Genomic DNA, 19,111 nt, shown 5'->3' with positions numbered 1-19,111 from the left:
GAAATGAAGAAACGGGTCGTGTTACAGGATAACGCGGTGTTCTGCTTGGCCAGTTGTGGAGGTTTCTGTGGCGAACGTTTTGCCGTCGTCTGCGCCCGGCACGTCCAAGTTTTCTGTGGCGGAGGTGCAGTAGAGCGTGGACAGGTCTGGGCCGCCGAATGCGGGGCAAGATGTTTGGCGGGCCGGAAAGCTGATCGCCTGTAGAAAGGTCCCGTCGGGGGCGTATTGGGGGACGCGCGATGCGCCCCATTGCGCGTTCCAGATGTTGCCGTCTGCGTCTACGACTGCGCCGTCGATGCCGAAATCTTCTGCGCTGAGGTCGATGACCAGGCGTGGTTTTCCGGTGGGCCAGCCGTCTGCATCAAGGTCGGTTGCCATCAATTTGCCGACGGCAGTGTCCGCGTAATATGCGATGGTGCCGCAGGGCGCGAAGCAGATCGCGTTCGTGATTGTGATGTTCGCAAACAGGCGGCGCAATTCGCCGCGATAGTAGCGGTAGATTGATCCAGCGTTGCTTTGCGCGAATTTGCCCATTGTGCCGATCCAGAAACCGCCTTGCGGGTCGGCGCGGCCGTCGTTGGAACGGGTGTCGTCATTGTCGCTTTCGAGGCCGCAGATGTAGATTTCTTCTTCAGTTTCAATGTTGAAAGTGAAAAGCTGCGATTCCGAGGCGATCAGGAAGGTGTCATGATCGACCCAACCTGCGGCCGAGACGTATTCGTCGAAATCCCAGTGCTGACCTTGCGTGTGAAAGCGTTTGTTCAGGATGTCGAACCAGAAAAACTGTTGCCGTTCAGGGTGCCAGATCGGGCCTTCGCCAAGCGTGCATTGTGTGTCGTCGAAAATCATAACGCGGCCTTGTAGGCGTTAACCATACCTTTGGCGCGTTCGGCGACGTCTGCTACCGAAAAGCCGGGTTTGAACAGGGCGGACCCGATGCCAAAACCGTCAACCGTTGCGTCCATCCACAGCCGGAAGTTGTCGGCACCCGCGCCGCCAACCGCGAAAACCTGGGTGCCGATGGGCAGCACGGCGCGGATCGCTTTGATGCCGTCGGGGCCGATCAGGCTGGCTGGGAAAATCTTGAGACCATCGGCCCCGGCTTTGAGTGCTGCGAAGCATTCGGTGGGGGTCATCACGCCCGGCCAGCTGGCCATTCCAGCCGCTTTGGTGGCCATGATCACGCGCTGGTCGCAGTTGGGCGACACGATCAATTCACCACCTGCATCGCGCACACGGCCCACGTCGTCGGTGGACAAAACGGTGCCTGCGCCGATGATCCCGGTGTCGCCCACGGCGGTTTTCATCGCGGTGATGCTCGCGAATGGTGTCGGGGAATTGAGCGGGACTTCGATCTGGGTAATGCCTGCGTTTACAAGGGCTTCGGCCATTGCGGGTGCTTCGTCCGTGGTGACGCCACGCAAGATTGCGATCAGGGGAAGATGGGACATCGGATTATCCTTTCAGGCGGCGGTAGGCCGCAGTGAGACCGGCAAGGGTGACGCTGTCGCCCTGCACTTGGGTAGCGGGCGCGCCCTGAAGTTCAAGCGCTTTGACGTAGAGGCTGGCGATATCGCCTGCACCAATGACGGCGATCTGTTGGCCCAGCCAATAGGGGCGGGCAGCGGCAAGTTCGGCCCCGATCAACAGCCCAGACAGGCGGCTGCGGGCGGCCTCGTTGGACATGTCATGCAACAGGCCCTCGGCACGCAGCGAAAACAAATGCGCAGCGAGCCGTTCGGGGCGCGACATGGTTTCGTTAATCGCGGCTTCATACATGGCAGCGTCCCAGCCTGTGCTGTCGACAGAGTGCTTCAGGACCGTATGACCAGAGATCGCTGCAAACAATTCGCCGCTCATAAATGTCTGGAAACTCACAACTTCATCGGCGCTGATGTGGACCCATTTGGTGTGACTTCCGGGCAGGCAGATCACGCCATCCCAGTTCGGATTGCGCGACAAAAAGCCTGCGATTTGCGTTTCTTCGCCGCGCATCACGTCGGCGGGCGCGTCTTGGGCGATGCCGGGGATGATGTGAACGGAAAGATCGGCGTTTTCGGTTGTAACCTTGGTAAATCCGGTGGTCGCAGCGGGGCAAGGCACGCGGTCATATTTGGCTTCGGTCCAGCCTTGACGTGCGCCGACCATGCCACAAGCGATGACCGTGATCGGGCCGTTGATCCAACCGCCGACGAGGTCCAGCAAAGCTGGCTCAAAGCCGTCGCGGGATAGTTTTCCCATGCCTTGATCCGATGATGCTTCGGCCAGAACATCGCCCGCATTAGACATCGCCCACACGCGCAGGTTGCTCGTGCCCCAATCGGCGGCGATCCAGTCGGGGGTGATCGTATCGGTCATGTCGCGTCCTTTATCAGAGTGCCCTCAATGACCCACATGCGGTCCGGGAATGTCCATGGTAATGTCAGCCCGTGGTGCATCAGATAGGTGCCAGATACCTCAATTTCCGATGATTTCAAAATCTGGTTGCCGCGTGATAGCGCAGGGGCGCTGGTCCGGTTGGCGAGGCTGATTTTGTAGGTCGCATCGGGGGCGAGGCCTGTTAGGCGTAGTGGGCGCGGTGAGATCTGGTCGCTTGTCGCGGATTTACCTGCAAAAACAACGAACTGATCGCCATTTTGTGTCATATGCTGTTCGGCAATAACGGCCGGATCGGCGCTGTCGAGCCGCAGAATATCCGCTTTTTGCATCCAGTGACGGTTATGTTTCCACCATGTTGTGACTTCGGTCAGGACGGCGATTTCATGCGCATCCAACTCGCGCGGGTCCATCTCGAAGCCCATGTGCCGTTGTGCCGCGACCCATGCGCGGAACGAGATATCCAGCACGCGGCCAGAGGTGTGGCAAATGCGCGGCCCGACGTGTGATCCGGTGACGGACAGCGGCAGGAAAAGGGCTGCGTCATGCTGGATGCGAAGGCGTTCAAGCGCGTCGTTGCTATCGGACAGCCACACGCGCTGCGTGCGCTGCATGATGCCAAAGTCGATGCGCCCACCACCCGATGCGCAGCTTTCGATTTCGGTGTTGGGGAAGTCCGCCCGCAGGCGATCAATCAACGCATAAGACCCGCGTGTTTGGGCCGCATCGGGCATTGGTAACACGCGATTGTGGTCCCATTTGATGTAATCAACGTCGTGGTCACGCAGGATTTTCGACATGCGATCATACAGGAAATCACGGACCTCTGGCAGCGCCATGTTCAACGCTTTTTGTTGCCGTCCGAGGGTCTGATCTTCGCTGCCCAAGGCCCAATGCGGGTTGGCGCGGTGAATGTCGCTGTCTTCGTTGATCATTTCGGGTTCGAACCAAATCCCGAATGTCATGCCGAGACTGTGGATGTGATCGACCAGCGGACCAAGCCCGTCTGGATATTTCCGTGGATCGACGGTCCAATCTGACAGGCTGCGGGTATCGTCGTCGCGTTGGCCGAACCAGCCGTCGTCGAGTACAAAACGTTCGGCCCCAAGGGCTGCGGCGCGGTCGGCGATGTCTTTCAACACGGGCAGTTTGTGGTCGAAATACACGGCTTCCCAGCAGTTATAATGTACGGGGCGCGGTGCGTCCGGCTTTGGCCACGTCACGATCCGGTCGCGCAAGTGCCGCTGGAATGCAACTGCGCAGCCGTTCAAACCGCTGTCGGAATAGGTGATATAGAGCGGTGCAGTTTTGAACTGCATAGCAGCAGTGGTTTCCATGCGGGCGGCGTGGCCCCATTGGATTTGGCGCCGTCCGTCTTGCAATTCTTCCGCGATCATCCGGTGGCCACCGGACCAGCCATAATGGAAACCGTAGGCTTCGCCCTGCGTGTTCGTGGCACCCGTGCAGGGGACAATCAGACCGGGGAAATGTTCGTGACCAGTGCGTCCGGTGCGGTTTTCGCGGTAGCGGATGCCTGCGCTCCATGCGGTTCGATTTGGCTGGAATTCACCACACCAACGGCCAGAAAAGTCAATCATTTCATCGGATTGCTGTGGTGCGGGTAACACAGGGGCGGCGAGCCAATGCAGGTGCATCGGGCGATCCGCGTCGAGCGTGGTTTGGCAGGTAATGATGTGTGTGTGCGGGTCCGGTTTAAAGCTGACGGTCAGCTGCAAGCCGTTGTCCGCATCGCTGTAGGATAGCGTCAGACCGTCGGTTTCGTCGGCGCTGTCAAAGCAGAATTTCGGCAGCAAAGGTGTGCCGTCGGTGTCGCGAATGATCAGACCGGGTTGGCCGGGAAACGACCGCGTGGCCTCTGGGCAGATCGACAGATCGGGGTTTTCGTCCAGCATGCCGCCCGTCACATCCAGCGCGCCAGCGGCGTGGATCGTGGTTAAATCTTCGTTCATTGGCAGGGCCGGACCCCAATACACGACCTCGTGCAGACGGTTATTGCGTGCCGCAAGGACAAGCGTTTGGCGGTCATCATCAAGGCGATAGGTGCGTGTCATGGGAACTCTGCGGCGCTGCTGTTTCAATAGTTGAAACTAGGTTTTGAATATTGATACTAAAGCGGGTATCGTACCAAAATGTCAACTGTTGCAACCGGAAAGGACCGCCATCATGTCACGAGATCACGAAGACGGAACCGTGGGCAAAGCGTTAGCGGTTTTGGATCAGGTCGCGGCCTTTGGGCATCCTGTCCGCTTTGGTGAAATCCTTGCGCAATCGGCGTTTCCAAAGCCCACGTTGTACCGATTTGTGCAGACGTTAACCAATCAGGGGATGCTCGCCTACAACCCGGATCGGCAGACATATTCGCCGGGGGTGCGGCTGGTCCGGTTGGCGCATGCGGCATGGGCGCAGTCAACGTTGGCCCCAATCGCGCGGCCGCATTTGGATGCGTTAAGTGCCGAGGTCGGCGAGACCGTTCACCTTGCCCAGTTGGATAATGCGCAGGTTTTGTATCTGGAAAAACGCAACGCGGTGCAGCCCGTACAGATGTTCAGCCAAGCGGGCAAAGTCGGCCCCGCCTACTGCACAGGCGTCGGCAAGGTGATGCTGGCCTACACCGAAGACGCGCAGTTGAACCGGATCATCGCACAGCAATCATTCCACCAATTCACGCCCAAAACGTTAACATCGGCTGAAAGCTTGATGGAGGAATTGGACGCGATTGTCGCTCGTGGGTACGGGTTCGATGACGAGGAACATGAACCGGGGATCATCTGCATCGCGGTGCCGATTTTAACGGAAAAAGGGCGTCCGCTGGGGGCGCTGTCCGTGACAAGCACGACGGATCGTCAGACGCTGAAAGGCATGGAAAAGCTCGCGCCGCTGCTGCAACAGACCGCGCGAGACATCGCCTATGACGCCGCGAATTGGCATATCCGCGACGAAGATTCCTGAATTTTACGGGCTGTTAACGCTTGCCGTAATATAGTCCAACGACGTGCTCTGCCTCTGCAAAGAATAACCAGCGCAGGGTCAGAACGCCTGCGATGTGGCTGATGACAGCCAAGAGCGCGAGCATGTGGTTGAAGTGGAAGTTTAGGAAAAAGACCGGCAGGGCAAAGCTAAGGATCAGTGCAATCATCCGCAGTTTTTGCGCGTGTTTGCGACCGACGACGTGAATAAATTCGCGCATCAGGTAGTTGGTGCCGGTGTGCGGTGGTTCAAACGCGCGGACGTCACCGATATGGCCGAGGCCGGTGGCTGTTTTCATGTCTGTGCCGGATTGCGCAAGGCGGCTGTCGCCTGTGATCCACGTATAGCCCTGCAATGCGGCCGCTGCGGTGAACAACAGAAACGTCGTGGCGATCTGCCCCGCGAACAACGCGCCGCCGCCAATGGACAGCGTCAGAAACAATGCGGGCGTGGTCCAATGCCGCCAGCGCGGCACGGTTTTCATCTGCGCGTAGATCATCGACGTTGTGAAAACGGTGGCGATTGCGCCGATTGCACCGATAAACCCGACGAGTTTGAGGTGCGCACCGAACAGGGAAAACAGGGCATAAATCCCCATGATAATTAGGGTCGCGACGGCGGCAATTGCTTCACGTGACAGCCAACTCGTGCGCCACTGACTGAACGCTTTGATCGCACGTTCTGGGCGGCCAAGGTGGAACGTCGACGCGAGCAATCCACCGACGGCCATCGCGTAGGCCAGCGCAAACCAGATGAACGCAGAAAGGCCCGACGGCGTGATCGCCCCAAGACCAAGCCAGAAAAGCAGGCCAAATCCGAGGCCGGAAAACGTGGTGAACAGGATAACACTTGGTGCAGGATGCATTAATTTACTCCTCCGGGCAGAGCATTCAGCGCCTTGTCGAGCCAGCCGACAAAACCTTTTGCGTCCGCCGCAATCGGTTCAAGGTAAGGGGCAAGCACGTCAAATTCGGGCGCTACGTCTTTGGGGCGTGGCGGCAGATATTTGTTCACGGGCTTGGTGCCTTGTTCCGGCATCAGATCGAAGCCACCACGTTCGCGGGTCAGGATCGAGACGTTGGATTCCGGATCGGCAAAGTCGCCAAAGTGCCGCGCATTGGATGGACAGGTGCGCACGCAGGCGGGTTGGCGGTCTTCTTCGGGTAGGTTTTCGTTGTAAATCCGGTCCACGCAGAGGGTGCATTTTTTCATGACACCTGCGTCAGCATCTAGCTCGCGCGCGCCGTATGGGCAGGCCCACGCGCATAATCCGCAGCCGATGCAGTCTTGCTCATTCACCAAAACGATGCCGTCTTCGCTGCGTTTGTAACTTGCGCCAGTTGGGCAAACCGTGACGCAGGGCGCGTCGTCACAGTGCAGGCAGGATTTGGGGAAATGGATCAATTGTGCGGCGGGTTGTGCGCCATCTTTTAAATTAGGCGGCTGGACCTCGTAGGAATGAACGCGGTTCAGAAATGTACCCGTCGGATTTGCGCCATAGGGGTCTTGGTCCGACAGCGGCGCGCCATAGTTTTCGGTGTTCCAGCCTTTGCAGGAAATTACGCAAGCGTGGCAGCCGACACAGGTATCAAGGTCGATCACAAGCCCGAGTTTTTTCTGCGTGGAGGTAGGGAGGGTGGTCATGATTGGCCTCCTGAAAGGACGAGAATGCGGGATGCCTCCGGCGGGAGTTTATGCGGCGAAATGAAGTTAGGGGTCATTTTCCTACCTTCCATGCCAGCTTGCTTGGCCCTTTGCCGATGGGTGATTTGATCGGCGGGATCGTTGGCTGGGCCTCGTTCGGCGTGTCGGATTTACTGATTTTCACACGCAGATCGAACCACGCGGCTTGGCCCGTGATCGGGTCGGAATTGGCCCACCGCAGCCCGTCGCCTTTGGGCGGGAGCAGTTCGTGGATCAGGTGGTTCATCAGGAATCCTTTGGTGGCTTCCGGCGCCTTTTCGTCCAGCGCCCACGCGCCCTTGCGTTTGCCGATGGCGTTCCATGTCCAGATAGTGTTTTCGTTTAAGCTGGCCTGATGGGCGACAGGCACAACGATGGCACCATGGGCGGATTCGACCTTTGCCCAATCGCCTTCTTTAAAGTTGTTTGCGTTCCAAATCTTGGTCGGCACGTACAGCGGATTGTGTCCGTGAATTTGACGTAACCAAGCGTTTTGCGTCCCCCAAGAATGGTACATTGCCATAGGGCGCTGCGTCAGCGCGTGAACGGGGTATTTGTCGGTGTCCACGTGGCCGTCTTCAAATGGCGCATACCAGATTGGCAACGGGTCCATGGTTTGCTTGATCCGTTGACGTAGATGTTCAGGCGGTTGCCTGTCGCCGATGCCTTCAGCGGCAAGTTGGAATTTGCGCATTGGTTCGACGTAGAGTTGGAAAATGTAGGGCTGCACTGCATCATAAAACCCCTTTTCAACCGCCCAATTTTGGTAGGCTGTGTTGAAGGGTTTGAAATATGCGGCCCCTGCTGGCACGTGTTCGATCCAGAAGCCGCCGTTGTCGATGTAGGCCTGCAACTGGTCAGGATTCACGTCGCCGCGCCCGCCACCAGAGCCGTCTTTGTTGCGGAAACCAGCCAGCGGACCAACGCCGGGACGCCTGATGTGGTTGGTGATGTAGTCGCCGTAATCCGCGTATTTCTGGCTGCCGTCTTCGTTCACAAAACCGGGCATATTGAGCATCGCACCAAGTTCGCACAGCACCGATTGAAAGCCACGCACGTCGCGGTCGGGTTCAACCACAGGCCAGCGAATTGCGTCGGCCACCGCGTCCGCTTCGCAGATCGGGCGGTCGAGCAGCGAGATACAATCGTGCCGTTCAAGGTACGTCGTGTCGGGTAAAATCAGGTCAGCATAGGCCACCATTTCAGACGAGTAAGCGTCGGAATAGATGATGTTCGGGATCACATAACTGCCGTCGGGATTCTTGTCCGTCAGCATTTTCATGACGCCAGACGTGTTCATCGACGAATTCCACGCCATGTTCGCCATATACATGAACAAAGTGTCAATTTTATACGGCACACCCGCATGAGCGTTCGAGATGACCATGTGCATCAGCCCATGCGCGGACATCGGATTGTCCCACGAATAGGCTTTATCGATGCGGGTCGGCGTGCCGTCATCTTGCAGCAGCAGATCGTCGGGACCCTGCACATACCCAAGGTGCGGACCGTCGAGAGGCTCGCCAACCGTGACCTTGCCGTGCGGTTTCGGGTGCGCGGTCGCGGGTTTCGGGTAGGGCGGTTTGAACCGCATCCCGCCGGGGGTTTCGACCGTGCCGAGCAAGATTTGCAGCACATGCAACGCGCGGCACGTTTGGAAGCCGTTCGAATGCGCAGAGATGCCGCGCATCGCGTGAAATGACACCGGACGCCCGACCATTTTCGCATGTTTCTTGCCACGAAAATCGGTCCATTCACGATCGAGCGTGATCTCTTCGTCAAACGCAACGCGGGCGAGTTCGGCCGCCATTGCGCGGATTTTCTCGGCGGGAATGCCTGTTCGTTCGGCGACATTTTCAGGCGCATATTCGTCTGACAGGTATTTCTCGGCCATTAAATGGAACACCGGGCGGTGCGTCACGCCAGCGTTTGTGTAGGTGCCGGACAGGTCGGGTTCGACGCCTTTTCCGTTCCATGGGGCCAATTCGCCCGTGTTGCGATCTACCACCTGCGGTTGACCGTCGCTGTCTTTCAAAAACAGCCCGCGATCATCGCTGTTGGGGTCTTCGTTCACCAAAACCGAGGCATTGGTAAAGCGGGCGAGGTACTCCAGATCGACTTTACCCGCCTTCATCAGACAATGGATCATCGACAGGATGTACAGCCCGTCGGTGCCCGGTGTGATCCCCACCCATTCGTCGGCAACCGCGTTGTAGCCTGTCCGAATAGGGTTAACACCGATGATTTTTGCGCCGTTGTTTTTCGCCCGTCCAATGCCCATTTTGATCGGGTTGCTGTCGTGATCTTCGGCGACACCAAAGATCATCACCATCTTGGTCAGGTCCCAATCCGGTTGTCCAAATTCCCAGAACGCGCCGCCCATTGTATAGATGCCAGCGGCGGCCATGTTGACGGAACAGAAGCCCCCGTGGGCTGCAAAGTTGGGTGTGCCGTAAGCCTGCGCCCAAAAGCCTGTGAAGGATTGTGACTGATCGCGACCCGTAAAAAACGCCAATTTTTCAGGGGCTTCGTTGCGGATCGGTTCCAGATGCCCTTTGGCAATCGCCAGCGCCTCGTCCCATGATATTTCTTCGAATTCGCCGGACCCACGTTCGCCAACACGCTTTAGCGGCGCGCGCAGGCGCGACGGCGCGTTATGCTGCATGATGCCAGCAGAGCCCTTGGCGCAAAGCACACCTTTGTTCACGGGATGGTCGCGGTTGCCTTCGATATAGGCGACCTTTCCTTCCTTCATATGAACGTTAATGCCACAGCGGCAGGCGCACATGTAACAGGTCGTCTTGCGGATCTCGTCGGACACTTTTGGCGAAGTGTCGAGATCTGGCTGGTGGTGCGTCATGCGGGCCTCCCTTTAGGTCACGTCAGCATTTTCGTTCAATCAAGTCCATCACGCCTGCGCCATCACGGATAATGCGTCGCGTGCGATTGCTTTTTCTTCTTCGGCGGCGATCACATGCACGTCTGGCGTGCCAAAGCAGGACAGATGCGCCATGATCCGGTCGCGGATTGGGGCTGCGTTTTCGCCGATGCCGCCCGTGAAGGCCACGGCGTCGACGCCGCCCATTGCGACGATCGCTGATCCCGCGTGGCGGGCTGCCCAATAGCAGAAATGGTCAACCGCGAATTTGGCCGCATCGTCGTCGCGGTCCAGCAGTGTTTTCATGTTGCTCGCGCCCGCAAGCGCCTTGAGCCCCGAGTTTTCGTTCAGCATCCGGTCGGTCGCGTCTTCGCCTATCGCGTCGGAAATGCGCAGGACCGCAGCCCCGTCGATATCGCCCGATCTTGTGCCCATCGTCAGGCCCGAAAGAGGCGAATATCCCATGGATGTCGCGACAGATTTACCGTCTTTGATCGCGCAGAGCGATGCGCCGTTGCCGAGGTGAAGTGCCAGCAATCGCGACGGCAGCGCGTCGCCGAATTCTGCGACCATGTTCGCGTAGGACAACCCGTGAAAACCGTAGCGCCTGATGCCTGCGCTATGTTGGATTTCTGAGATCGCGTAGCGCGTCGCGACGTCGGGGTTTGTGGCGTGGAATGCGGTGTCGAAGCTCGCGAATTGCGTGAGCTTGGGGGCGATTTTTGCCAAAGCATGAATCGCGGACAGGTTTGCGGGATTATGTAATGGGGCCAAGGGGATGCAGGTTTTGATCTCGGCGATTTTGTCAGCGTCCAGCCGCACTGGCGTCGTCATTGTCGCACCGCCATGCACGACGCGGTGGGCGGCGGCGGTCAGGTCGTCGACGGTATGGCCAAGATCGGCGAGCAGTGCGAGGATTTGCGTTAACGCCGCGGTGTGATCCGCAATCGGTTCGTCGCGTTGCACATCACCCAGCTGCAGACTGCTTTCGCCGCTGATTTCACGGACAATACCGCTGGTGATCTGGTTCAGATCACGGTCGAACAGCGCGACTTTCAGTGACGACGACCCTGCATTCACAACAAGGATCATTTCGGCAACCCACAGGTGATATTCGCCAAGGCAACCGACGCGAGACGCGCGGCGACAGGATCAGCGCGCGAGGTCAGCAATAGCGGGACTTTGGCCCCCGATACGATGCCCGCCGCACAGCCGCCCGCAAGGTAAACGAAAGCCTTAAAGATTGCGTTACCGGAAATCACGTCCGGCACGATGATCGCATCGGCGCGACCCGCGACGGGATCGTCGGTCAGGTGTTTGATTGCGGCGGATTCCGACGACAGGATCAGGTCCAGCGCAAGCGGGCCGGACACGTCGGCGTCGGGCATATTCTCGACGGCCCAATCGGCCAAAGCGCGGGCATCCATTGACGACGGCACAGCGGGGATCGGTTTTTCGCTGGCGGACAGAATGGCGATTTTCGGCCGTTCGGTGCCAAGCATTTGCAACAGATCAGCAACACGTCGCATCGCGATTTTGCGCACCGCCAAATCGGGCGTCACGTTCACGGCAGCATCCGAGATCAGCATCGGCTTGCCGCCACCCGGTGGGCTGATGTGGAAAATATGAACAAGCCGTTGATCCGTGCGCAGACCGGATTCCTTGCGCAACGCCCCGCTAAGAAACACGTTGCTTTTGATGTCACCCTTCATCAGCACGTCCGCATCACCCGCCCCGCAGATCGCGGCGGCGATGCGGCCTGCGTCTTCTTCGGTGTCCGTATCGTGCAGCGCGTAGCCGGAAATGTCCCAGTCCAGCTTGGCGGCTTCGGCGCGGATCAGGTCCGCTTTGCCGACGAAAACGGGGATCATAATGTCCATTTCAACGGATTTTTTCGCGGCCTGCATCGGCAATGGCGCCCCCGCGCAAGCAATCGCCACGCGCGGTGTCGCAAATGTATTCGCGAGATCAATCAAGTTTTGCGGGCAGGTGGCCGCGTGGGGGGAAACAAATGGTGATGTCATAAGGACCTCATATCAAAGCACGAAACAGCCCTAGCGATGCTAGGGTTAACAAGAGCATGACGGCAAACTTTCGAAATGTCTTGGGGGTGGTGGCGAGAAACTGACGCCCGCCCAGCCAAACACCCAAGGCCAGCAGCGGAAATGCAAAACCGGCGGCGATGATCGTGTCCTGCGTGACCAATCCGCCGTGCCACATCAGCGGCAGGGTAATTAGGTCGAGGCCGGTCAGATAGACGATCATCGTGGCGCGGAATGTTGCGGCGGCAATCGGTTGCGCGGTCAGGAACGCAGCAACTGGTAGCCCGCCGATGCCGGCCGCGTTGCACATGCCTGAAATCACACCCACACCCGTGAACCCTGCCAACGGAATGCGGCGATTGATCGTCCAACCGCTGAGCAAAACAAGTGACATGGTAAACACGATCCCCGACACGATCAGTCGCGCGGTTTGATCGCCCACCGAGAGAATGACGCCGATTGCAAAGGGCAATGCGACAGCGGCCCCCAACAACAATGCGCCCACACGTCGCCAATCGACGTGATTGCGGATGCCGCGTGCTTGCAGCGCTGTCATCAAGATTTCGCAGGTAAAAACCACGGGAATAAGGGGAAGCGGGTTGGTGATGAGCGCCGCAAAAGCGATGAAAATAGCCGAAAAACCAAAACCCGAATAGCCTCGGACATAAGCCGCCCCCAGCAATGCAATGCTGAGGACGGATATTTGCCAGAGGCTAAGGTCAAACAGCAAACTAGTCTGCTGCCATGTCAGCGGCGTCGATGCCTGCCACTTTGACGGGTTTCTTCATCGCGTCACGACGGAACGGTTCACCAAGTTCTTGGTTCAGGATGACTTCGATCAGGGTAGTTGTGTTGTTTTCCATCTGATCGACAATCGCTGTGTTCAAAGCGGTGGTCAGTTCGTCCATCGTTTTGACCTGTACACCTTTCAGGCCGCACGCTTGGGCGATGCCCGCGTAGGAGACCTTCATGTCCAGTTCTGTGCCGACAAAGTTATCGTCGAACCACAAGGTAGAGTTCCGCTTTTCCGCGCCCCATTGGTAGTTGCGGAACACGATCTGCGTGATCGCTGGCCATTCGTCGCGGCCAATCGCGGTTAATTCGTTGACCGAAATCCCGAACGCGCCGTCGCCAGCAAAGCCGATCACAGGCGTGTCGCGCTGGCCGATTTTTGCGCCGATGATCGACGGCAGGCCGTAACCGCAGGGACCAAACAGGCCCGGTGCCAGATATTTGCGGCCTTTAGGGAACGACGGATATGCGTTGCCGATAGCGCAGTTGTTGCCAATGTCGGACGAAATAATCGCATCTTCTGGCATCGCAGATTGGATCGCACGCCACGCCATGCGCGGTGACATCCAGTCAGGACGCGCTTTGCGGGCGCGGTCATTCCAGTCGGTGCCTGGATCGTCTTCTTCGTGATCCAGCGATGTCAGCTCTTGCGCCCACGACGATTTTGTCTGTGCGATCAGGGCTGTACGGTCCGCACGGCCAGCGTCGCCAGCCGTATCAGCCAGCTGTTCCGCCAATGCGGTGGCGACTTTTGCAGCGTCGCCCACGATCCCCACGGTGATCTTTTTGGTCAGGCCAATGCGGTCGGGGTTGATGTCAACTTGAATGATTTTCGCCTCGGTCGGCCAGTAATCAATGCCATAGCCGGGCAATGTCGAGAACGGGTTCAACCGTGTGCCAAGCGCCAGCACGACGTCGGCCTTTGCGATCAATTCCATGCCAGCCTTAGAGCCGTTGTAGCCCAAAGGCCCCGCGAATAGCGGATGATTGCCGGGGAACGCATCGTTGTGTTGATAGCCCACGCAAACAGGCGCATCCAGTTTCTCGGCGAGCACACGAGACGCCTCGATCCCGCCAGCCGCCAGAACAACGCCCGCGCCGTTCAAGATCACTGGGAATTTCGCGGTGGACAGCAATTCTGCCGCTTTTGCGATGGACTCTGTACCGCCGGGGGATACTTCGAATTCGACTGGTTCTGGGATCTCGATGTCGACGATTTGGGTCCAGAAATCGCGTGGGACGTTAATCTGGGCAGGGCCGGACAGGCGTTTTGCCTTGGCAATCACACGGGCCAGAACTTCGCAAATGCGGGTCGGATCGCGGACTTCTTCTTGGTAGGCGACGCAATCTTTGAACAGGTTCATCTGCTCCATCTCTTGGAAACCACCTTGACCGATGGTTTTATTCGCGGCCTGCGGTGTGACCAGCAAACAAGGGGTATGGTTCCAATATGCGGTCTTCACAGAGGTCACAAAGTTGGTGATGCCCGGACCGTTTTGCGCGATCATCATCGACATTTCACCCGTCGCACGGGTGTAGCCGTCAGCCATCATGCCCGCAGTCATTTCATGGGCGCAGTCCCAGAACGTGATGCCAGCGGCAGGAAAGATGTCAGAAATCGGCATCATGGCAGAGCCGATGATCCCAAAAGCGTGGCGAATGCCGTGCGCTTGCAGCGTTTTGACGAAGGCTTCTTCGGTCGTCATTTTCATGGGAAATCTCTCCAGACAGTGTGACAGGCGTGGCGTTACGGCCCCGCTGGTTTTGATTTGACACTAAGAATTGGTCAAGGGTTCGGTTAGGGCCAGTTGTTCAGGCATCTTAGTGCCAGATTATGATTTTGGACGCGCTTCCATCGCCTTTAGCGCCTCAGCGATCAGACGAATGCCGTCGGCAATGCGGCTGGCGGCGATTGACGAATAGGCGATGCGGAAAAAGTTCTGCGGGGGATCGTCGCCACTGAAGAACGCAGCGCCCGGTTCGATCAGCACGCCTTTGGTGCGCAATTGGGCGGCGAGGTCGTTGGTATTGATGTGCGGCGCGGCCTGCATCCAGATCGAACTGCCGCCAAATGTGCCGCGCCCCGCGACGGTTAATCCGTGGTCGATAATGGCTTGGTCGATCACGATGCGGCGTTCTTTGTAAGCGCGGCTCATGCGACGAACGAGCGCGTCGTAATGCCCAAGTGACAGATAATAAGCGACGGTGCGCTGCATTTGACCGGGCGGATGGCGCAAGACAGAGGCACGCAACGCGCGAGCCTCGCGGATAAAGGGCGCGGGACCGACCAGATAACCCAGCCGCAAACCCGGGAAAAGTGACTTGGAGAACGACCCGACATAGATCACGCGGCCATTCTGGTCGAGCGATTTCAGCGAGGGCGACGGGGCTTTGAGAAACGACATTTCGAATTCGTAATCGTCTTCTACAATCAGAAAATTGTCGTCTTCTGCCTTTTTTAACAAAGCTTTACGGCGGTGCAGCGGCATAGTCGCCGCCGTCGGACATTGGTGGCTGGGCGTGGTGAACACGACATCCGTACCATCAGGAATATCGGCGGGCGGTAGGCCGTCTTTGTCCACGGCAACGGCGCTCAGCTGGCAACTGGAATGCGTCAGAATGGTGCGCAACGCGGGGTAGCTGGGGTCTTCGATCGTGGCGCGGCGTCGGGCGTTCAGCAGGACTTGGGCCGTGAGCCAAAGCGCGTTTTGCGCCCCCATCGTGACCAAAATCTCTTGGGGATTCGCCAAAATACCGCGACGCGGCAGGATTTGACGGGCGATAAATTCGATCAGTTTAGGGTCGTCACGGTCATAATAATCCGAGGTCATCGCGTTGAAATCGCGTTTGCCAAGCGCTTGCATCGCACACAACCGCCAGTTGGCGTTGTCGAAAAGCGTCGGATCGGTTTGACCGTAGATGAAAGGATATTTGTAGCTCGCCCAATCCGCAGGCCGTTCCATGACAAAGGCTGGCGCGTGTTTGTGCGCAATCGCGCGGGCCCAATCTACGGTGCTTTTGGAGGCTTGCTGGGCCGGAAAAGCGGGCGGTTCGGGGGCGTTTTCAGAGACGAAATAGCCGGAACGCCCTTTGGAGCTGAGGTAGTCGTCAGCGACTAATTCGGTGTAGGCGAGCGTGACGGTGATCCGGCTGACGCCGAGATGGTCAGCCATGCGCCGCGATGATGGCAGGCGTTCGCCGCGTGAAAATCGCCCCGCGAGAATGCCCTGCGCGACCATTTGCTGGATGCGGGCTTGCAATGTGCCTTCTGCATCGGCGTCGAGGAAAAAGGTTTCGATGGAAATCGGCATGAGCGACCTAGCTGGACTTAAGTTCAAGCGAGGGTGGACCTAATTTGAGCTTTGAACAAGTCCGCGTTTTCGCGGCTTTGCGCCAATGCTGCAGATGAAACCTTCCCCGCGGGGAAGGCGTTCGTGGTGGTTTCTAAAAGATGAATCCCTATGGGTAGAGTTTGCTACCCGATCTAGGAACAAAAAAGGGCGCCGCGATCTGCGACGCCCCGTTTCCTGTTCGTCCCAAATTTAGCCCAGAACGCGGGTGATCGCCTGATCCACCGCGTCGGTGACGTGGTCAATATCGTCAGGTGTCGCGATCAGCGCGGGCGCGAACATCAATGTGTTGTTAAAGCCCGGCAGTGATTTGTTCGTCGCGCCGATAATCACGCCTTGGTTCATGCAGTCCGCGACAATCGCCGCGACGAGTTTCTCGTCAACGGGTTCTTTGCTGCCACGATCCGCAACCAGTTCAGCGCCCGCAAACAGACCCATGCCGCGCACGTCGCCGATCCATTTATGCTTTTCCATCAAAGCGTTGAGGTTGTTTTCCAGGTGCTCACCAGTGCGGACGGAATTACCGCGCAGGTCTTCTTCTTCGATGATTAGCATGTTCTCGATGGCTGCCGCTGGCCCGCCTGTGCAACCGCCAAAGGTGGAAATGTCGCGGAACATAGACAGTTTATCGGTGTCGTCTTTGAATTGGTCGAAAACGGCATTTGTCGTGACGCAGCAAGAGATCGCGGCGTAGCCGGAGGCCACGCCTTTGGCCATTGTCACGATGTCAGGTTTGACGCCGAATTGCTGATATCCGAACCAAGTTCCCGTCCGACCAACGCCGCAAACGACTTCGTCGATGTGTAGCAGGATGTTGTATTTGCTGCATAATTCTTGAACGCCGTCCCAGTATCCAACAGGTGGCACAATGATGCCGCCGCCCGCTGTGATGGGTTCGAGACAGATTGATCCGATGGTGTCTGCACCTTCGCGCAGGATCACGTCTTCGATCGCTTTGATGGATGCGGCGGCGTAGGCTTCGCCGCTTGTGCCGTCTTGGCTACGATATTCAAGGCAATGTGGAACGGCGATGAAGTCAGGTGTGAACGGACCGTATTGCGCGTTGCGTTCTTCTTGGCCGCCAGCGGACAGGCAGGCGATTGTTGTGCCGTGGTAGTCGCGTTCGCGGTACAGGATTTTGGATTTCTTGCCGCCGTAATGTTTGTGGCTGATCTGGCGGACCATCTTAAAGGCTTTTTCATTCGCCTCTGAGCCGGAGTTTGCGTAGTAAACGCGGTCCAGTCCCGGCATTTTATCGATCAGCATCTCGGCAAAGTGCGCGCCCGGAATGGTGCCAGCGGTGCCGCCGAAAAAGCACATCTTGGTCACTTGGTCAGCGATTGCTTTGCCGATCCGCTCGCGGCCATAGCCAACGTTTACGGTCCAAACACCGCCGGACACCGCATCAAGGTGCTCTTTGCCTTTGATATCCCAGACTTTCATCCCCTTACCTTCGACAATGATCCGCGGATCAACACCAGAGTCGTAAGGTTTATGCTGGGTCATATGGTGCCAGATGTGGGCGCGGTCGGCTTCAACAATATGGCCGGGATCATTGGAAAGCGTGACGTCCATCGGGACACTCCTTGATTGTATGGGTTTCAGGGGCGCGAATCCATTGATCGTGCCGATGCCTGTGGTGGACTTTGGCTAAGTTGGTGGCTTTTCGATAGCGCCAGTGCGACTGCATGCATATATCCAGATACCATGGTGCATAGACCGATGATCCTTTGTAATGTTTGTTTTACCTCATTGAGGCTTCGTGAAACAAAGCTTTAGAGAAACGAAACGTGTGTTCGAACAGGGCTAGCGAAATCGATTTTTTCGTGGTCAGCTTCGACCGATGAGACGGGGTCCACCTGTCCGACTAACTGGTCGCTCAAAGACCACCAACTTGGAGAACGATTGATGACTTTAACCAACAAGCTCATGAGCGCCGCTGCTGGCGTTGCGATGATGACTGGTGCAACCGCTGCGTTCGCAGACGGCCATAGCGAAATTACTGTAGGCTATTTTCTCGAATGGCCGATGCCGTTCCAGTTCGCAAAAGTGAACGGAACCTACGACGAGGCGATGGGCGCAAAAGTGAACTGGGTGTCGTTTGATTCCGGTACTGCGATGTCCGCCGCGATGGCGTCCGGCGACGTGCAATTGTCCGTGTCACAGGGCATCCCACCGTTCGTGGTTGCAACCTCTGCGGGTCAAGATTTGCAAGTTCTGGATGTGGCCGTTTCATATTCTGAAAACGACAACTGCGTTGTGAGCGCGGCACTTGAGATCGATGCGGCCTCGGCGAGCGAACTGACTGGCAAAAAAGTGGCTGTTCCACTGGGCACGGCTGCGCACTACAGCTTTTTGCGTCAAATGGACCATTTTGGCGTTGATATAACGTCGTTGGATGTCGTGGATATGGCACCTGCTGAGGGTGCGGCTGCGATTGCGCAGGGTCAAGTTGACATGGCGTGCGGCTGGGGCGGCGCGTTGAACCGCATGAAAGAGCACGGCAATGTGCTGCTGACAGGCGCTGAAAAAGAAGCATTGGGCATTCTGGTATTCGACGCCACAACTGGCCCGACGTCATTCGTCGTGGAAAACCCTGAAATGGTGACGGCATTCTTGCAGGTCACAGCTGACGCAAACGCAGCATGGGCTGCGGGCGAAAACGAAGCAGAAATGCTGGCAGCGATCGCCGCTGATTCCGGTATGGACGTCGAAGCGGCTGCCGCATCTTTGGCCACATTCGTATTCCCAACAGTTGAAGAGCAGCTGTCAGGCGCATGGCTTGGCGGCGCGGCCCCTGCGTTCATGAAAGGCGTCGCTGACGTCTTCGTTGAATCCGGTTCGATCCCGTCTGCACTGGGCGACTACGAGGGCACTGTGAACATCGGTCCATTGTCCGCAGTGGAATAAAAGAAATGCTGAGGGCGCGGCAGAAATGTTGCGCCCTTATTGCCATTTTCAAGATGAAACACTGAACACGCTCGGGGTTTCACAAAAAACTA

The 19,111-nt window shown here is 57.6% G+C and carries 15 protein-coding genes; 2 read left to right on the top strand and 13 right to left on the bottom strand.

Features of this window, described 5'->3' with window-relative positions:
- Positions 1-21: 21 nt before the first annotated feature.
- The 4 genes from FHS72_RS03335 to FHS72_RS03320 are packed head-to-tail and all read right to left on the bottom strand — an operon-like array spanning position 22 to position 4,448.
- On the bottom strand, positions 22-849 hold the full coding sequence (locus FHS72_RS03335) for an SMP-30/gluconolactonase/LRE family protein (RefSeq protein ID WP_183525579.1): 828 nt from the start codon (positions 847-849) through the stop codon (positions 22-24).
- Positions 846-1,451, bottom strand: a complete 606-nt coding sequence (locus FHS72_RS03330) for a 2-dehydro-3-deoxy-6-phosphogalactonate aldolase (protein WP_183525576.1) — start codon at positions 1,449-1,451, stop codon at positions 846-848. Before FHS72_RS03330 ends, FHS72_RS03335 begins: the two co-directional genes overlap by 4 nt.
- Before the next feature lie 4 nt (positions 1,452-1,455).
- Entirely contained in the window at positions 1,456-2,358 is a 903-nt protein-coding gene (locus tag FHS72_RS03325) for a 2-dehydro-3-deoxygalactonokinase (protein ID WP_183525573.1), read from the bottom strand.
- Positions 2,355-4,448, bottom strand: a complete 2,094-nt coding sequence (locus tag FHS72_RS03320) for an alpha-galactosidase (RefSeq protein ID WP_183525570.1) — start codon at positions 4,446-4,448, stop codon at positions 2,355-2,357. The genes FHS72_RS03325 and FHS72_RS03320 overlap by 4 nt, the downstream gene beginning before the upstream one ends.
- A gap of 112 nt (positions 4,449-4,560) precedes the next feature.
- On the opposite strand from FHS72_RS03320, the gene FHS72_RS03315 reads away from it, so the two are divergent.
- Positions 4,561-5,346: an IclR family transcriptional regulator gene (locus FHS72_RS03315; RefSeq protein WP_183525567.1), complete on the top strand. Its 786-nt coding sequence runs from the start codon at positions 4,561-4,563 to the stop codon at positions 5,344-5,346.
- A gap of 13 nt (positions 5,347-5,359) precedes the next feature.
- Here the strand turns inward: FHS72_RS03315 and FHS72_RS03310 are convergent, their stop codons facing one another.
- From FHS72_RS03310 to FHS72_RS03270, 9 genes are all read right to left on the bottom strand, one after another.
- Positions 5,360-6,229 (bottom strand): dimethyl sulfoxide reductase anchor subunit family protein, encoded by an 870-nt coding sequence (locus FHS72_RS03310; protein ID WP_183525564.1) that lies wholly within the window; start codon positions 6,227-6,229, stop codon positions 5,360-5,362.
- A complete protein-coding gene (locus tag FHS72_RS03305; RefSeq protein ID WP_183525561.1) occupies positions 6,229-7,008 on the bottom strand; it encodes a 4Fe-4S dicluster domain-containing protein in 780 nt (259 codons plus the stop codon). Before FHS72_RS03305 ends, FHS72_RS03310 begins: the two co-directional genes overlap by 1 nt.
- Positions 7,009-7,081: 73 nt before the next feature.
- Positions 7,082-9,907, bottom strand: a complete 2,826-nt coding sequence (locus FHS72_RS03300; protein ID WP_183525558.1) for a molybdopterin oxidoreductase family protein — start codon at positions 9,905-9,907, stop codon at positions 7,082-7,084.
- Positions 9,908-9,955: 48 nt separating this feature from the next.
- On the bottom strand, positions 9,956-11,017 hold the full coding sequence (locus tag FHS72_RS03295) for an acetate/propionate family kinase (protein WP_183525555.1): 1,062 nt from the start codon (positions 11,015-11,017) through the stop codon (positions 9,956-9,958).
- The gene (locus FHS72_RS03290; protein ID WP_183525552.1) at positions 11,014-11,949 is read right to left on the bottom strand and encodes a phosphate acyltransferase; all 936 of its coding nucleotides are present in this window, start codon (positions 11,947-11,949) and stop codon (positions 11,014-11,016) included. The genes FHS72_RS03295 and FHS72_RS03290 overlap by 4 nt, the downstream gene beginning before the upstream one ends.
- A 7-nt stretch (positions 11,950-11,956) precedes the next feature.
- A complete protein-coding gene (locus tag FHS72_RS03285; RefSeq protein ID WP_183525549.1) occupies positions 11,957-12,697 on the bottom strand; it encodes a TSUP family transporter in 741 nt (246 codons plus the stop codon).
- 1 nt (position 12,698) lies between these two features.
- Positions 12,699-14,471: a sulfoacetaldehyde acetyltransferase gene (gene xsc, locus FHS72_RS03280; protein WP_183525546.1), complete on the bottom strand. Its 1,773-nt coding sequence runs from the start codon at positions 14,469-14,471 to the stop codon at positions 12,699-12,701.
- 120 nt (positions 14,472-14,591) lie between these two features.
- On the bottom strand, positions 14,592-16,070 hold the full coding sequence (pdxR, locus tag FHS72_RS03275) for a MocR-like pyridoxine biosynthesis transcription factor PdxR (protein WP_183525543.1): 1,479 nt from the start codon (positions 16,068-16,070) through the stop codon (positions 14,592-14,594).
- Positions 16,071-16,301: 231 nt separating this feature from the next.
- Complete coding sequence (locus FHS72_RS03270) at positions 16,302-17,684, bottom strand: aminotransferase family protein (protein ID WP_183525541.1); 1,383 nt, start codon at positions 17,682-17,684, stop codon at positions 16,302-16,304.
- Positions 17,685-18,017: 333 nt separating this feature from the next.
- Between FHS72_RS03270 and FHS72_RS03265 the strand changes: the two genes are divergently transcribed.
- Positions 18,018-19,019, top strand: a complete 1,002-nt coding sequence (locus FHS72_RS03265) for a taurine ABC transporter substrate-binding protein (RefSeq protein WP_183525538.1) — start codon at positions 18,018-18,020, stop codon at positions 19,017-19,019.
- The last annotated feature ends 92 nt before the right edge of the window (positions 19,020-19,111 follow it).

It is taken from the genome of Yoonia ponticola, from assembly GCF_014199395.1.
Taxonomy (GTDB): domain Bacteria; phylum Pseudomonadota; class Alphaproteobacteria; order Rhodobacterales; family Rhodobacteraceae; genus Yoonia; species Yoonia ponticola.
The sequence above is the reverse complement of the archived record's forward strand: the minus strand, read 5'-3'. Positions and strand labels throughout refer to the sequence as shown.

Excerpts from the sequence above, each read along its gene's own strand:
- FHS72_RS03335 (WP_183525579.1), bottom strand. The coding sequence starts at position 849 with ATGATTTTCGACGACACACAATGCACGCTTGGCGAAGGCCCGATCTGG.
- FHS72_RS03330 (WP_183525576.1), bottom strand. The coding sequence starts at position 1,451 with ATGTCCCATCTTCCCCTGATCGCAATCTTGCGTGGCGTCACCACGGAC.
- FHS72_RS03325 (WP_183525573.1), bottom strand. The coding sequence starts at position 2,358 with ATGACCGATACGATCACCCCCGACTGGATCGCCGCCGATTGGGGCACG.
- FHS72_RS03320 (WP_183525570.1), bottom strand. The coding sequence starts at position 4,448 with ATGACACGCACCTATCGCCTTGATGATGACCGCCAAACGCTTGTCCTT.
- FHS72_RS03315 (WP_183525567.1), top strand. The coding sequence starts at position 4,561 with ATGTCACGAGATCACGAAGACGGAACCGTGGGCAAAGCGTTAGCGGTT.
- FHS72_RS03310 (WP_183525564.1), bottom strand. The coding sequence starts at position 6,229 with ATGCATCCTGCACCAAGTGTTATCCTGTTCACCACGTTTTCCGGCCTC.
- FHS72_RS03305 (WP_183525561.1), bottom strand. The coding sequence starts at position 7,008 with ATGACCACCCTCCCTACCTCCACGCAGAAAAAACTCGGGCTTGTGATC.
- FHS72_RS03300 (WP_183525558.1), bottom strand. The coding sequence starts at position 9,907 with ATGACGCACCACCAGCCAGATCTCGACACTTCGCCAAAAGTGTCCGAC.
- FHS72_RS03295 (WP_183525555.1), bottom strand. The coding sequence starts at position 11,017 with ATGATCCTTGTTGTGAATGCAGGGTCGTCGTCACTGAAAGTCGCGCTG.
- FHS72_RS03290 (WP_183525552.1), bottom strand. The coding sequence starts at position 11,949 with ATGACATCACCATTTGTTTCCCCCCACGCGGCCACCTGCCCGCAAAAC.
- xsc (WP_183525546.1), bottom strand. The coding sequence starts at position 14,471 with ATGAAAATGACGACCGAAGAAGCCTTCGTCAAAACGCTGCAAGCGCAC.
- pdxR (WP_183525543.1), bottom strand. The coding sequence starts at position 16,070 with ATGCCGATTTCCATCGAAACCTTTTTCCTCGACGCCGATGCAGAAGGC.
- FHS72_RS03270 (WP_183525541.1), bottom strand. The coding sequence starts at position 17,684 with ATGGACGTCACGCTTTCCAATGATCCCGGCCATATTGTTGAAGCCGAC.
- FHS72_RS03265 (WP_183525538.1), top strand. The coding sequence starts at position 18,018 with ATGACTTTAACCAACAAGCTCATGAGCGCCGCTGCTGGCGTTGCGATG.